Below are 13,411 nucleotides of genomic sequence, written 5' to 3' on the forward strand. Positions count from 1 at the left end.
AAGAGTTCCGGCAGGGATCAGTGGAACCAGAAGAGCAGCATGTCAGGGTTCGTCCCGAGCTTCCGCGCGCTCTCCCACTCCTCCGCCTCGAACCGCATGGCGTCGACGAACCGGCGGGCCGCGCCACGGAATTCGGGGTCGAGGCGGTCGAGCACGCGCGTGTAGGCGTCGGCGAGGTCGGCGGCGCGCCGGGCCGGCAGCGTGCCGATCGCGGGCACCGCGTCGCCGGGGTGGGGCAGCCGCAGCGGCGGGCCGCTGAACAGGAACGTGCCCGGGAGCAGGTCGGACGGTACGCCGTGCCGGGCCAGTTCATCGTCCATGGCGAGGAACCACGTCGGCCGGCGCCAGGCGCCGAGGTCGGCGGGGTCGGAGAAGTGCGCCGCGACGGCCTGGTAGAAGGCGTAGCTGTAGGCAGGACAGAGGTCGGTGCTCGGGGTGCCGTCGATCAGCTCGTCCAGGGCCCGGCTGATGGAGACGTCGAGGCAGATGCCCTGCTCCCGGAAGCGGGCGTCGGTCCGCTCGCACTCCGTGCGCACGCGGGCGAGTGTGCGCTCCTGCCCCTCGGTCCGCTCCACTGCCGTGAGCAGCCGCACCACCGTTCTCATGTCGCCGGTGCTCATCTCGAGGCAGTAGCCCACCGCTGCGTTTCCCTTCACCCGTTCGCCGGACACCCGTGTACATGATCGGGGACGCGGGAACGGCCCCGGACCGAGAGGCCGGGGGCCATTCGTTCGCAGTCGCGAGGGATTCAGCCGACGTCGGACGCGTCCAGGCGGTAGATCGCCGACTGGGTCGACTGATTGGACTGGTTCGACTGCGACGACGAGGCGGAGCCCGATTCCGTGTTCGAGTCCGAACTCGTGCTCTTGCTGTACTCGCTCTCCTTCACCGCCGTGCCGTGCTTCTGCACCCACGCCGTCACCTCGGAGCTGACACTGCTGCCGCCGCCGGGGCCGCCGCCCATGCCGCCGCCGAGCTGGATGTAGTGCAGTTCGCCCTTCTTCACCAGCTCCTTGAGCTTGGCCAGGGTCATCGCCTTGTCGGAGCCGGACCAGCCCCACATGGAGATGACGGGCTCCCCGCTGCTCACGATGAGCTGGGCCGCGCCCTGCGAACTGGACACGGCCAGCAGCCACTCGGCGCCGTCCTGGTGCTTCTTCAGGTACGAGATGAGCTCGCTGCTCGCGCCGCCGCCCATGCCGCCACCGCCGGGGCCGCCGGGCTGACCGCTCGTGCCGTTCTCGGCCGTACCGCCGCCGGGGGCCTGCCCGCTCTGGCCGCCCTGCCCGCCGGACGGCGCCCCACCACCCGGGAACCCGCCACCGGCCTGGGCGTTGCCTCCACCGGCCTGGGCGTCGCCGCCACCCGCCTGCGCGTTCCCGCCCTGCTGGCCACCGCCACCCCCACCCGGCATCCCGTCACCGGAACCGCCCGGGAACCCACGGCCGCCACCGCCACCGCCCCCGGGCCCGCCGAAGCCGCTGCCCGTCGACGGGCCCGCGGTCGGGTTCGTACCGCCCATGCCACCGCCGCCGCTCGACCCGGACGGCACCGACCAGGCGTACGCGGCCGGACCCGCCACCGCCGCGACGATCGCCGCCGTCACCGACACGGCCAGCAACCGCAGCCGAAGGCCCGAGCCGCCGGAGCGGAAGACGAACAGCCCCGCGATCGCCAGCGCCATGACGACCAGGACGGCAGGCCACAGCCAGGTGTTCCAGCCGGAGGCCCGCCGCAGTAGCACCGCGGCCCAGACGGCCGTGACGCCCAGCCCGAGCGGCAGCACCCAGGCCCACCGCCGGTCGGCCCGGAAGGCGCGCAGCAGCAGTACGCCGCCGCCTCCGCACAGCGCCGCGATGCCCGGGGCGAGCGCGGTCGTGTAGTACGGGTGCATCGTGCCCTCGGCCAGGGCGAAGGTCAGATAGTGCAGAGCGGTCCAGCCGCCCCACAGCACGAACGCTGCCCGGGTGAGATCCGTACGCGGGGCGCGTCCGCACAGCACCAGGCCGCCGATGAGCGCGAGGGTCGCGAAGGGGAGCAGCCAGGAGATCTGGCCGCCGAGGATGTCGTTGAACATCCGGCCGAGGCCCGCGGTGCCGGAGAAGCCGCCGCCTCCGCCCCCGCCGCCTCCGCCGTTGCCCTCGCCGCCGAGGATCCGGCCGAGGCCGTTGTAGCCCATGATCAGGTTCCAGGCGGTCCCGTCAGTCGAACCGCCGATGTACGGCCGCTCGGAGGCGGGCACCAGCGACACGGCCGCCGCCCACCAGAAGCTGGAGAGGGCCAGCACCACAGCGGCGGCCAGCAGGTTCACGATCCGCTTCACCAACGCCGGCCCGGCCGCGTACAGATACACCGCGAACACGGCGGGCAGCGCGATGTACCCCTGGAGCATCTTGGTGTTGAAGGCGAGCCCGAAGCAGGCCGCCGAACCGAGCAGCGGCAGCAGCCGCCCGTTGCGTACGGCCCGCAGGCCGAGGGCGGCGCCCGCCACCATCAGGAACACCAGCAGCGTGTCGGGGTTGTTGTCCCGGTTGATGGCGACCGTGATCGGCGTGAGGGCCAGGACCAGGGCGGCCACGGCCGCCGCCGCGTGCCCGAACACCCGCTTCACGGAGGAGTGCAGGATCCAGATCGTGGCCAGCGCCGCCACGACCATCGGCGCCATCATCTGCCAGGTGCCGTACCCGAAGACCCGGCACGACAGGCCCATGACCATCAGCGCGAGCGGCGGCTTGTCGACGGTGAGGAAGTTGCCTGCGTCGAGCGAGCCGAAGAACCACGCCTTCCAGCTCTGCGTGCCGCTCAGCACGGCCGCGCTGTAGAAGCTGTTGAGGCTCGAGCCGGACAGGTTCCAGGAGTAGAGCACCGCGGCCAGGGCGAGGATCGCGAGCAGAGCGGGCAGCGACCAGCGCGGGGCGGCGGTGCGGATCTGGGGTTCGGTGGCAGATGTCACCCCTGCACGATGCACACCGCCGATGGGGGCGGACTGTGTCCTGTCTGGGAGCAGGCTGTGGATGACCCGCTGGACGGGACGTTACGGAGATGTGCTCCAGGGGGTGAGCAGGTCTTGGAGCAGCTGGGCGAAGACGCTGTCCAGCGTGTCCTCCCAGGCCTGGTTGCCGGCGGCTTCGGGGCAGAGGGCGGTGGGGCGGCCGATCCAGAGGATTTTCCAGGGCCTGGTGTTCAGCGCGGCGTCGCCCCAGATCCCGCCATCCGGGGAGAGCGGGTGGAGCAGATCGCTGATCCGTTCCGTGGCGACCCGTACCAGTGGGCCCTCGATCACGCTGTGCGCGGTCGTGAAGGCCCCCGGGGAGGAGCGGGCGATGGCGGCCGTGGTCGGATGGCGACGGATGGTGCGCGCGACTTCGGTCAGGTGGTGGGTGATTCCTGTGACGGTGCCGTCGCTGGGACAGGTGCGCTGAGCCTTGTCGAAGGCGTGCGCCAGTTCCGTCCTGAGCGCGAGCAGGTGCAGCGCGGTAGCCGACTTCCAGTTGGAATAAAGGAAGTTGCGTGACGTGCCGCAGCTACGGGCGATGGCCGCCAGAGAGACATTCAAGCCGTCGGTGCGCATGAGTGTGCGCACTGTGGCGATCACGTGCCCCGTGCTGTGAGGGTCGTGCAGGTACGAGAATCCCGGGCTCATGCCACCCATCCTTCGTAAAGCGTGAGCACGTGGGAGGCAGTCGCCATTGATGCGCTCGAATGAGCGACGGGTGAACGGGGGAGGGGGGAGTGCTCAGGGGTTTTGGGAGAGGTGCTGTTTGATGGCGGTGATGAACGATGACCAACCATCAGAGCCAAAGACCAACGCCGGGCCCTGCGGGTTCTTGGAGTCCCGGACCGGAAGGCCTGATCCGTAGTCGTCCAGCACCTCGACGCAGCTGCCTCCGTCGTTCCCGCTGTACGACGACTTGCGCCAGCCGCTGAGTGCGGCAGCATTCGGTATCGTGCGCTCAGTCATGGTGTCCGTATTCCTTCGCTGTCGCCTTGAGCAGGGCGAGTGACTCCCTCAATGGCAGTGCATCGCTCAGTGCGAGATCGTAGGCGCCCTGAATGCGCTGGACCAGGGCCGGGGAGTCGTGCACCTTGCCCATATGGAGGCCCTCTGTATAGGCCACCGGCGGCTGATCCTCGAACCACATCAGCGTCACCATGCTGTGCAGCAGCGGATGGGCGCCCAGGCCGAACGGCACCACGTGTACGCGCACGCGCTCGGCCTCGACCAAGCGGACGATGTGCACGAGCTGTTCCGCCATGACCTCCTGGCCACCGACTGGGCGGCGCAGCACTGCCTCGTCCAGCAGCGCCCACACTACGGGCGTCAGTGGGTCGGAGAGGATCTTTGATCGCTCAAGCCGTGTGACGACGAGCCTGTCACACTCCTCTTCACTCCACGGGGGGAAAGCGGTGCTCAGGACCGCACGTACGTACCTCTCCGTTTGCAGGATGCCGGGCACATGGGACAGCGCGAACTCGCGGATCATTGTTGCCTGTTGTTCGAGCTCCAGCGCCGCCGCGAAGTGATCAGCAACTGCTCGGTCATCCTGCGGCAGGAAGCTGCTCAGCACATTCCCCGTGTTCAACGCCCTGTCCAGGCGCCGCGCGTCCTCCTTCGACGGAATGCGGCGCCTCGCCTCGATGTGCGAGATGTGCGACCGGGTCATGACCGCCATGTCGGCCACTTGCTGTTGCGTCAGCCCTGCCGCCTCGCGCTGCTGCTTGAGCCAGTCACCGTACGTGCTGGTCATGGCCACTCCCTTGCGACAAATGCCTGGTCACACCGCACCCTCTGGCGAGCCTAGCCCGGCACCTCTCACTCTGTGAGTGGATCGCTACACAAAGCGATACCCCCGCGGCCGTGTCGACCGGTCCGGGGGTGTGGCCATCAACGCCCCTAACGGACCTACGGAGTTGAAGACATGCGTCACCGTATCGCCCGTCTCGCCGAGCCGCTGTTGCGGTTCCTGCTTCCCGGCCTGGGCCGCCATCGCCTTGCGGTGGGAAGCCGACCTTCCACCCCCACATCCCCAAAAGGGCGGACCGACCGTCAGGCCGGCTCCCGTCCCCTGCGTGGTGAGGACAACACCTTGGTCCGCCCCTATCTGGTCGCCCATGAGCGGCGCGAGGAAGCCCGGCGGCGGCAGGCCCGAGGACGGGCCCTGCGGATCGCCGTGCACGGCATCGACATCGCCCCGCGGGTCATCCACGGCATGGAGGTGACCGCGTGACCGGCGGCGGTCAGGCCGAAACCATGAGACTGCTCCCCTGGTCCGGTCAGGGAGGCAAGCCCTGCTACCTCGTCGGCGACGGAACCGGATACCTTTCCCGCGTGGCCGACGACATCGAGTCCGTGCAACTGGGTATGTCGGCCCGGCTCCTGGACCACGCCACCGACATGCTCGCCGACCACAAGGTCACCACCGCGCAGCTCCGTTTCCTGGTGGCCCGGATGACCGAGGCCCTGCGCGACGTTCACCGCATCGCGGAGAGCAGGGGCGCCAGACTGCCCGCACCCGACAGCGGTCACGTCGCCTCCCGGTAACGACTCGTACAAGCCTTCACCAACGCCTACAACCTTTGCCCCCGGTCCGCGAGTCAAGGGTGCATGACTTCTGGGATATCCCGCCGGGCGAGAGTGCTGGCGGCGGCCGTGGGTACGGGTGTGCTCGTGCCGCTTGTCGCCACCGCCACGCCCGCCGCCGCTGCCACGCCGACCGTGACCTGCACCTCGGCCAAGGCCGGCCTCGCCGCCAAGCTGAAAAAGGACATCACCGCCGCGCTCGCCACCCGCAAGGGCACCGTCGCCGTGGGCCTCCACGACCGCAGTACCAACACCACCTGCACGCTGCGCGCGAGTTCCGCCTACGACTCGGCCAGCGTCGTCAAGGTGACTGTTCTCGCCACCCTGCTCTGGGACGCGAAGAAGACGAACCGGTATCTCACCGACCGCGAGAACACCCTCGCCAAGGCCATGATCACCAAGTCGGACAACGCGGCGACCTCCACCCTGTGGAAGCAGCTCGGCATGACGAAGATCAAGGGCTTCCTCAGCGCCGCCGGCATGACCCAGACCAAGCCCGGCGCGAACGGCTACTGGGGACTGACCCAGATCACCGTCACCGACGAGCAGAAGCTGCTGAAGCTCCTCACCGCCAAGAACACGGTCCTGAGCGACAACTCCCGTTCCTACATCCTGAAGTTGATGGGCCAGGTCGTCTCGTCCCAGCGCTGGGGCACGCCGTACGGGGTGCCCTCGGGCGTCACCGTGGCCGTCAAGAACGGCTGGCTGCAACGCTCCACGAACGGCTGGCGGGTGCACAGCGTCGGCGCGTTCAAGGGCGGCGGCCACGACTATGTGATGACCGTGCTCACCCACGGCAACAGCACCATGAACTACGGCATCGCGACCATCCAGGCCGTGGCCAAGGTCATCCACAAGGACCTGGCCGCGAGCTGACCCTTCACCACGAGCCGACCCTTCACCCCGCGGCCTACCCGGCGTCACCGGCCCGTCCTACGGTGACGCCCATGCCCCTGAGAACCCGCCTCGCCCTTCTCACCGCAGGCCTGACGGCGGCCACCTGCCTGACCGCCGCCGGCCCCGCCCACGCGCGGACCTCGCACGCCTGCTCGCCGTCCGTCTCCATCGACCGCTTCTCCGACGCGCTCGACAAGACGACGTACGAGGACACCTTCGTCGGCAACATCTCCGCGCTCGCCGTCGACAGCGACGGCTCGCTCGCCGCCCTCTCCGACCGCTCGTCGCTGTTCCGCCTGGACGCGGGGACGCTGAAGCCCCGCTCCGTCCTCCCGCTCACCGACGAGACCGGGACCGCGCTCGACTCCGAGGGCCTGGTCGTCGACCGGGACGGCACCCGCCTGATCACCTCCGAGACCGAGCCGTCCGTACGCCGCTACTCCCGCACCGGCAAGATCCTCGACCGCCTCCCGGTCCCGGACGACCTGCGCGTGACCCCCGCGGGCCGCGGCCGGCCCAACGGCACCTTCGAGGGCCTGACCCTGCTGCCCGGCGGTCGCACCCTGGTCGCCTCCATGGAGTACGCCCTCTCCGGCGACAGCGCCGACACCGTCCGCTTCCAGACCTGGGAACGCCACCGGGGCCACTTCCGGCTCGGGCCCCGGTACGCCTACGGCACGGACCCCGGCCTGGGCGTCTCCGAGATCCAGGCCACCCCCGACGGCCGCTTCCTGGTCCTGGAACGCGGCTTCACCTCCGGCGTGGGCAACACCGTCCGCCTCTACCTGGCCGACCCCCGCCACGCGATGCGCAAGACCCTGCTCACCGACCTCGCCACCTGCCCGACCCTGGGCGCGACGGCCAAGCAGCCCCAGCCGAACCCCCTCCTCGACAACATCGAGGCCATGACGATCACGGGCCGGACGAAGAACACCCTGAAGGTCCTCCTGGCCAGCGACGACAACCAGAACCCGACCCAAACGACCCGCTTCTATTACTTGCGCGTACGGGCATCCGCTTAGGGGCGCGGGGAACTGCGCGACAAGCCACAGCGCCGCCGCACACAAAGAACAACCGATCCCCCACGGCGGGATGAAATCCGCCCCCGAACGCGTTGGTGTCTCCGGCAGCTCAGGACGACTGAAAGGCACCGGTGTGACACCGAAACGGGGATGGGCACGACGACTGTGGGCCTACGCATGGCGCCACCCGAAGGACGTCGTTCTCGCCCTCGGCTCCTCCCTGGCGGGCATGGCCGTCATGGCTCTCGTCCCCCTGATCACCAAGGTGATCATCGACGACGTCATCAGCGACCACACCAGGGACATGACCACCTGGGCCGGCCTCCTCATCGCCGCCGCCCTGGTCGTCTACGTCCTCACCTACATCCGCCGCTACTACGGCGGCCGCCTCGCCCTCGACGTCCAGCACGACCTGCGCACGGAGATGTACGGCACGATCACCGGGCTCGACGGCCGCCGCCAGGACGAGCTGTCCACCGGCCAGGTCGTCGGCCGGGCCACCAGCGACCTCCAGCTCATCCAGGGCCTGCTCTTCATGCTCCCGATGACCATCGGGAACGTCCTGCTCTTCCTGATCTCCCTGGTGATCATGGCCTGGCTGTCGTGGCCGCTGACCCTCGTCGCCCTGGCCGTCGCCCCCGCCCTCGCCTACATCGCGAAGCGCAGCCGCACCCGGCTGCACCCCTCCACCTGGTACGCCCAGGCACAGGCCGCCGCCGTCGCGGGCGTGGTCGACGGCGCCGTCAGCGGCGTACGCGTGGTGAAGGGCTTCGGGCAGGAGGAGCAGGAGACCGGGAAGCTCCGGGAGGTCGGCCGCAGGCTCTTCGCGGGCCGGCTGCGCACCGTCCGCCTGAACTCGGTCTACACCCCGGCCCTCCAGGCCGTCCCCGCCCTCGGCCAGGTCGCGATGCTGGCCCTCGGCGGCTGGCTGGCCGTACGCGGGCACATCACGCTCGGCACGTTCGTCGCCTTCTCGACCTATCTCGCCCAGCTCGTCGGCCCGGTCCGGATGCTCGCCATGGTCCTCACCGTCGGCCAGCAGGCCCGGGCCGGTACCGAGCGGGTCCTGGAGCTGATCGACACCGAGCCCTCGCTCCAGGACGGCTCCAAGGACCTTCCCTCCGACGCACCCGCGACGGTCGAGTTCGACGACGTCTCCTTCGGCTATGACGCCGACCGCCCCGTCCTCGACGGGCTCTCCTTCGAGATCCGCCCCGGCGAGACGCTCGCCGTCGTCGGCTCCTCCGGCTCCGGCAAGTCCACCGTCTCCCTGCTGCTGCCGCGCTTCTACGACGTCACCCGCGGTGCCGTCCTCGTCGGCGGCCACGACGTGCGCGAGCTGACCCTGGAATCGCTGCGGTCCGCGATCGGGCTGGTCCCGGAGGACTCGTTCCTCTTCTCCGACACCGTCCGCAGCAACATCGCCTACGGCCGCCCGGACGCCACCCAGGAGGAGATCGAGAAGGCCGCCCGAGCCGCCCAGGCGGACCGTTTCATCGCCGAGCTGCCCGACGGCTACGACACCACGGTCGGGGAGCAGGGCCTCACCCTCTCCGGCGGCCAGCGCCAGCGCGTCGCCCTCGCCCGCGCCATCCTCAGCGACCCGCGCCTGCTGGTCCTGGACGACGCCACCTCCGCCGTGGACGCCCGGGTCGAGCACGAGATCCACGAGGCCCTGAAGGGCGTCATGCGGGGCCGTACGACCCTGCTGATCGCCCATCGCCGCTCCACCCTGAACCTCGCCGATCGCATCGCCGTCCTGGACGGCGGCCGCCTCGCCGACATCGGCACCCACGAGGAACTCCAGCGGCGCTCCGCCCTCTACCGGCGGCTGCTCACCGACCCCGACGAGCTGGGCGCGGTCTCCCCGGGCCACACCCAGCCCGTCTGTCCCCAGGAGGACACCTCCGTACGGGACGAGCTGGACGCGGAGTTCGACGCCGAGCGCGGGGTCACGCCACGGCTGTGGACCGGCGACCGCGAGCGCAAGGACCTCGCCCTCGCCGAGAGCCCCGCCACCCCCGAGCTCCTCGCCCAGGTCGAGGCGCTGCCCCCGGCCACCGACGTCCCCGACATCGACGAGTCGCGTGCCGTCCAGCCGGAGGAGTCCTACGGCCTGCGCCGGCTGCTGCGCGGCTTCAGGGTGCCGTTGCTGGTCAGCCTCGCCCTGGTCGCCACCGACGCCGGCATGGGCCTGCTGCTGCCGGTGCTGATCCGGCACGGCATCGACTCCGGTGTCACACAGGCCGCCGTCGGCGCCGTCTGGGCGGCCGCCCTGCTGGGGCTGCTCACGGTGGTCGTGCAGTGGGCGGCGCAGATCGGCGAGACCCGGATGACCGGACGCACGGGGGAGCGGGTCCTGTACTCGCTCCGCCTGAAGATCTTCTCCCAGCTCCAGCGCCTCGGGCTCGACTACTACGAGCGGGAGCTGACCGGCCGGATCATGACCCGGATGACGACCGACGTCGACGCGCTGTCGACGTTCCTCCAGACGGGCCTGGTCACGGCCTTCGTCTCGGTCGTCACCTTCTTCGGCATCATGATCGCCCTGCTGGTGATCGACGTACAGCTCGCGCTGGTCGTCTTCGCGACGCTGCTGCCGCTGGTCATCGGCACGTTCTTCTTCCGCCGGGCGAGTGTGAAGGCGTACGAACTGGCCCGTGAGCGGGTGTCGGTGGTCAACGCCGACCTGCAGGAGTCGGTGTCCGGGCTGCGGATCGTGCAGGCGTTCCGGCGCGAGCGGGACGGCGGGCTGCGGTTCGCCGGGCGCAGCGACAGCTACCGCCAGGCGCGCATCCGGGGCCAGTGGCTGATCTCGGTGTACTTCCCCTTCGTGCAGTTCCTGTCGTCGGTGGCGGCGGCGGCCGTACTGATCGTGGGCGGGGCGCGGGTCGACAACGGCACGCTGGCGATCGGCTCGCTGGTGGCGTACCTGCTCTACATCGACCTGTTCTTCGCGCCCGTGCAGCAGCTCTCCCAGGTCTTCGACGGCTACCAGCAGGCGACCGTCTCGCTCGGCCGCATCCAGGAGCTGCTCCAGGAGCCGACGTCGACGAAGTCCGCCGACGAACCCCTGGAGGTCCTCTCCCTGCGCGGCGAGATCGCGTTCGAGGACGTGCACTTCGCCTACGGGGACGACGAAGAGGCCCTGGGCGGGGTCGACCTGCGCATCCCCGCCGGGCAGACCGTCGCCTTCGTCGGCGAGACCGGCGCCGGGAAGTCGACCCTCGTCAAGCTCGTGGCCCGCTTCTACGACCCCACAGGAGGCCGGGTCACCGTCGACGGCACCGATCTGCGATCCCTGGACCTCACCTCGTACCGGCACCGTCTGGGGGTCGTCCCGCAGGAGGCGTACCTCTTCCAGGGCACCGTCCGTGACGCCATCGCCTACGGCCGCCCGGACGCCACCGACGCCGAGGTCGAGGCGGCGGCCCGTGCGGTCGGCGCGCACGACATGATCGCCACGCTGGACGGCGGCTACCTCCACGAGGTCGCCGAGCGCGGCCGCAACCTGTCCGCGGGACAGCGCCAGCTCATCGCCCTGGCCCGTGCCGAGCTGGTCGACCCGGACGTCCTGCTGCTCGACGAGGCGACGGCCGCGCTGGACCTGGCCACGGAGGCCCAGGTCAACCAGGCCACCGACCGCCTCGCAGGCCGCCGCACCACCCTTGTCGTCGCCCACCGCCTCACCACCGCCGCCCGCGCCGACCGGGTCGTCGTCATGGACCACGGCGGAGTCACCGAGGACGGCACACACGACGAGCTGCTCGCGCGCGGCGGCCGGTACGCCGACCTGTGGCGGACCTTCATCGGCACCGCCGAGCCGGAGGAGCCGGTCGGGGCGTCCCGCTGAGGGGTCGGCGCGGTGTGTCCGTGACGGTCGTGCAACCGTCCGACATACGTCATGCGTCCGTACAGCCGTACGCCGATGGTCGCGCACGACGCGGTACGGGAGGACAACAGTGGACAGTGGAGCGATACGCCGGCGGCTCGCGCTCGGCCTGGCCGTGCTGACCGCCTCCGGCTTGCTCGCCGTGGCGGCACCGGGCGAGGCGCAGGCCGCCACCACCGCGTCCTGTCCCGGCCGCAAGGTCCGCACCCTGCCGTTCTCCACCGGAACCGTGTACGTCTACAAGCGCGGCGGCTACGTCTGCGCCGTGACCGTGGCCAAGAAGCCCGGTGTGAAGCGGGCGATGAAGGTGAGCGTGCAGGCGCGCGGCAACCGGCCGGTCGTCGACGAGGGACGGTACGCCTACCTCGCCGGCCCGGTCACGGTGCACGCCGGGCGCCGCTGCGTCTGGCTCAAGGGCAAGGTCGGCCCCAAGTCCGTCAGTACCGGCTGGATTCTGTGCTGAATCCCCGCCCGCGCACAGGGTTTTCCCTATGTCCCCTGGTGCTCCGGTGAGTTGGTCCGCTAGCTTCCGGCGCACATCTGTCTCACAGGGGAGTGCGCATGCGCAAGGCGCTCAGATGGCTGCTGGCGCTCACGGTGCTCATAGGCACACTGGGCACGGCGACAGCGGCCACCGCCGCCGAGCCGGAGGCCACCGGCACCGGCAGCACCACTGACATCAAGGAGAGGCTGCTCTCCATACCGGGCATGAGCCTGGTCGAGGAGAAGCCGTACACCGGCTACCGCTTCTTCGTACTGAACTACACCCAGCCGGTCGACCACCGGAAGCCGTCCAAGGGCACGTTCCAGCAGCGCATCACCGTGCTGCACAAGGACGTCGCCCGCCCGACGGTCTTCTTCACCAGCGGCTACAACGTCTCCACGACGCCCCGCCGCAGCGAGCCGACCCAGATCGTGGACGGCAACCAGGTCTCCCTGGAGTACCGCTTCTTCACCCCGTCCCGCCCCGACCCGGCCGACTGGTCCAAGCTGGACATCTGGCAGGCGGCCAGCGACCAGCACCGCGTCTTCAAGGCCCTGAAGAGCGTCTACGGCAAGAACTGGCTCTCCACGGGCGGTTCGAAGGGCGGCATGACCGCCACCTACTACGAGCGCTTCTACCCGCGCGACATGGACGGCGTCGTCGCCTACGTCGCCCCCAACGACGTGGTGAACAAGGAGGACTCGGCCTACGACCGCTTCTTCGCGCGCGTCGGCACCAAGGAGTGCCGCGACCGGCTCAACGCCGTGCAGCGCGAGGCACTGGTCCGCCGCGAGCCGCTGGAGAAGAAGTACGCGGCCTACGCGAAGGAGGAGGGCCTCACCTTCGAGACCATCGGCAGCCTCGACAAGGCCTACGAGGCGACCGTCCTCGACTACGTGTGGGGCTACTGGCAGTACAGCCTGCTGAAGGACTGCGACCAGATCCCGGCCGACGCCAAGAACGCCACCGACGACGACATCTGGACCTCCGTCGACACGATCTCCGGCTTCTCCGCCTACGCCGACCAGGGCCTCCAGACCTACACGCCGTACTACTACCAGGCCGGTACGCAGCTCGGCGCGCCGACGATCCGGTTCCCGCACATCGAGAAGCAGTACATCCGCTACGGCTACCAGCCGCCGCGCAACTTCGTCCCGCGTGACATCTCCATGAAGTTCCAGCCGGGGGCGATGCGGGACGTCGACACCTGGGTCCGGCACAACGCCCGTCAGATGCTCTTCGTCTACGGCCAGAACGACCCGTGGGGCGCCGAGCCGTTCCGGGTCGGCAAGGGCGCGAAGGACTCCTACGTCATGACCGCTCCGGGCATGAACCACGGGGCCAACGTCGCGGGCCTCGTGCCCGAGCAGAAGGCCCTCGCCACCGCTCGCATCCTCGACTGGGCCGGCGTCGCCTCCGGCGCGGTACAGGCCGACCCGCAGGCGGCGAAGCCGCTGGCGAAGTTCGACGCCAAGCTCGACAAGCGGGACCCGCAGCGGGAGATGACGCTGCGCCCGTAAGGCATGTCGCTGTCG

General features: G+C 70.0%; 12 protein-coding genes. 7 read left to right on the plus strand and 5 right to left on the minus strand.

Features of this window, described 5'->3' with window-relative positions:
* Positions 1-17: 17 nt before the first annotated feature.
* The 5 genes from ACFTZL_RS10810 to ACFTZL_RS10830 all read right to left on the minus strand — a co-directional run bounded on the left by ACFTZL_RS10810 (position 18) and on the right by ACFTZL_RS10830 (position 4,748).
* Entirely contained in the window at positions 18-620 is a 603-nt protein-coding gene (locus tag ACFTZL_RS10810) for a hypothetical protein (RefSeq protein WP_382580257.1), read from the minus strand.
* Positions 621-748: 128 nt separating this feature from the next.
* Positions 749-2,953 carry a glycosyltransferase family 39 protein gene (locus tag ACFTZL_RS10815; RefSeq protein WP_382580259.1) on the minus strand — a complete coding sequence of 735 codons (2,205 nt, stop codon included), beginning with the start codon at positions 2,951-2,953 and terminating at the stop codon, positions 749-751.
* An 81-nt stretch (positions 2,954-3,034) separates the two neighbouring features.
* Positions 3,035-3,643 (minus strand): hypothetical protein, encoded by a 609-nt coding sequence (locus tag ACFTZL_RS10820; RefSeq protein ID WP_382580261.1) that lies wholly within the window; start codon positions 3,641-3,643, stop codon positions 3,035-3,037.
* Positions 3,644-3,736: 93 nt separating this feature from the next.
* A complete protein-coding gene (locus ACFTZL_RS10825) occupies positions 3,737-3,961 on the minus strand; it encodes a DUF397 domain-containing protein (protein WP_382580263.1) in 225 nt (74 codons plus the stop codon).
* The gene (locus tag ACFTZL_RS10830) at positions 3,954-4,748 is read right to left on the minus strand and encodes a Scr1 family TA system antitoxin-like transcriptional regulator (protein ID WP_382580265.1); all 795 of its coding nucleotides are present in this window, start codon (positions 4,746-4,748) and stop codon (positions 3,954-3,956) included. Before ACFTZL_RS10830 ends, ACFTZL_RS10825 begins: the two co-directional genes overlap by 8 nt.
* Positions 4,749-4,919: 171 nt before the next feature.
* Here ACFTZL_RS10830 and ACFTZL_RS10835 point away from each other — a divergent pair, with 171 nt between their 5' ends.
* The 7 genes from ACFTZL_RS10835 to ACFTZL_RS10865 all read left to right on the plus strand — a co-directional run bounded on the left by ACFTZL_RS10835 (position 4,920) and on the right by ACFTZL_RS10865 (position 13,396).
* Positions 4,920-5,228: a hypothetical protein gene (locus ACFTZL_RS10835; RefSeq protein WP_382580267.1), complete on the plus strand. Its 309-nt coding sequence runs from the start codon at positions 4,920-4,922 to the stop codon at positions 5,226-5,228.
* A gap of 23 nt (positions 5,229-5,251) precedes the next feature.
* Entirely contained in the window at positions 5,252-5,542 is a 291-nt protein-coding gene (locus ACFTZL_RS10840; protein ID WP_382580269.1) for a hypothetical protein, read from the plus strand.
* Between the two features lie 63 nt (positions 5,543-5,605).
* On the plus strand, positions 5,606-6,457 hold the full coding sequence (locus tag ACFTZL_RS10845) for a serine hydrolase (RefSeq protein WP_382580271.1): 852 nt from the start codon (positions 5,606-5,608) through the stop codon (positions 6,455-6,457).
* A gap of 71 nt (positions 6,458-6,528) precedes the next feature.
* Positions 6,529-7,500, plus strand: a complete 972-nt coding sequence (locus tag ACFTZL_RS10850; protein ID WP_382580273.1) for an esterase-like activity of phytase family protein — start codon at positions 6,529-6,531, stop codon at positions 7,498-7,500.
* 133 nt (positions 7,501-7,633) lie between these two features.
* Complete coding sequence (locus ACFTZL_RS10855) at positions 7,634-11,353, plus strand: ABC transporter ATP-binding protein (RefSeq protein WP_382580275.1); 3,720 nt, start codon at positions 7,634-7,636, stop codon at positions 11,351-11,353.
* Between the two features lie 109 nt (positions 11,354-11,462).
* Positions 11,463-11,855: a hypothetical protein gene (locus ACFTZL_RS10860; protein WP_382580276.1), complete on the plus strand. Its 393-nt coding sequence runs from the start codon at positions 11,463-11,465 to the stop codon at positions 11,853-11,855.
* 98 nt (positions 11,856-11,953) lie between these two features.
* The gene (locus ACFTZL_RS10865; RefSeq protein WP_382580278.1) at positions 11,954-13,396 is read left to right on the plus strand and encodes a S28 family serine protease; all 1,443 of its coding nucleotides are present in this window, start codon (positions 11,954-11,956) and stop codon (positions 13,394-13,396) included.
* Positions 13,397-13,411: the final 15 nt, after the last annotated feature.

Source organism: Streptomyces sp. NPDC056948 (assembly GCF_042674225.1).
In the GTDB taxonomy this organism is placed as follows: Bacteria; Actinomycetota; Actinomycetes; order Streptomycetales; family Streptomycetaceae; genus Streptomyces; species Streptomyces purpurascens.

Coding starts and splice junctions, on each gene's coding strand:
- ACFTZL_RS10865 (WP_382580278.1), top strand. CDS start 11,954: ATGCGCAAGGCGCTCAGATGGCTGCTGGCGCTCACGGTGCTCATAGGC.
- ACFTZL_RS10845 (WP_382580271.1), top strand. CDS start 5,606: ATGACTTCTGGGATATCCCGCCGGGCGAGAGTGCTGGCGGCGGCCGTG.
- ACFTZL_RS10840 (WP_382580269.1), top strand. CDS start 5,252: ATGAGACTGCTCCCCTGGTCCGGTCAGGGAGGCAAGCCCTGCTACCTC.
- ACFTZL_RS10830 (WP_382580265.1), bottom strand. CDS start 4,748: ATGACCAGCACGTACGGTGACTGGCTCAAGCAGCAGCGCGAGGCGGCA.
- ACFTZL_RS10810 (WP_382580257.1), bottom strand. CDS start 620: ATGAGCACCGGCGACATGAGAACGGTGGTGCGGCTGCTCACGGCAGTG.
- ACFTZL_RS10825 (WP_382580263.1), bottom strand. CDS start 3,961: ATGACTGAGCGCACGATACCGAATGCTGCCGCACTCAGCGGCTGGCGC.
- ACFTZL_RS10850 (WP_382580273.1), top strand. CDS start 6,529: ATGCCCCTGAGAACCCGCCTCGCCCTTCTCACCGCAGGCCTGACGGCG.
- ACFTZL_RS10835 (WP_382580267.1), top strand. CDS start 4,920: ATGCGTCACCGTATCGCCCGTCTCGCCGAGCCGCTGTTGCGGTTCCTG.
- ACFTZL_RS10820 (WP_382580261.1), bottom strand. CDS start 3,643: ATGAGCCCGGGATTCTCGTACCTGCACGACCCTCACAGCACGGGGCAC.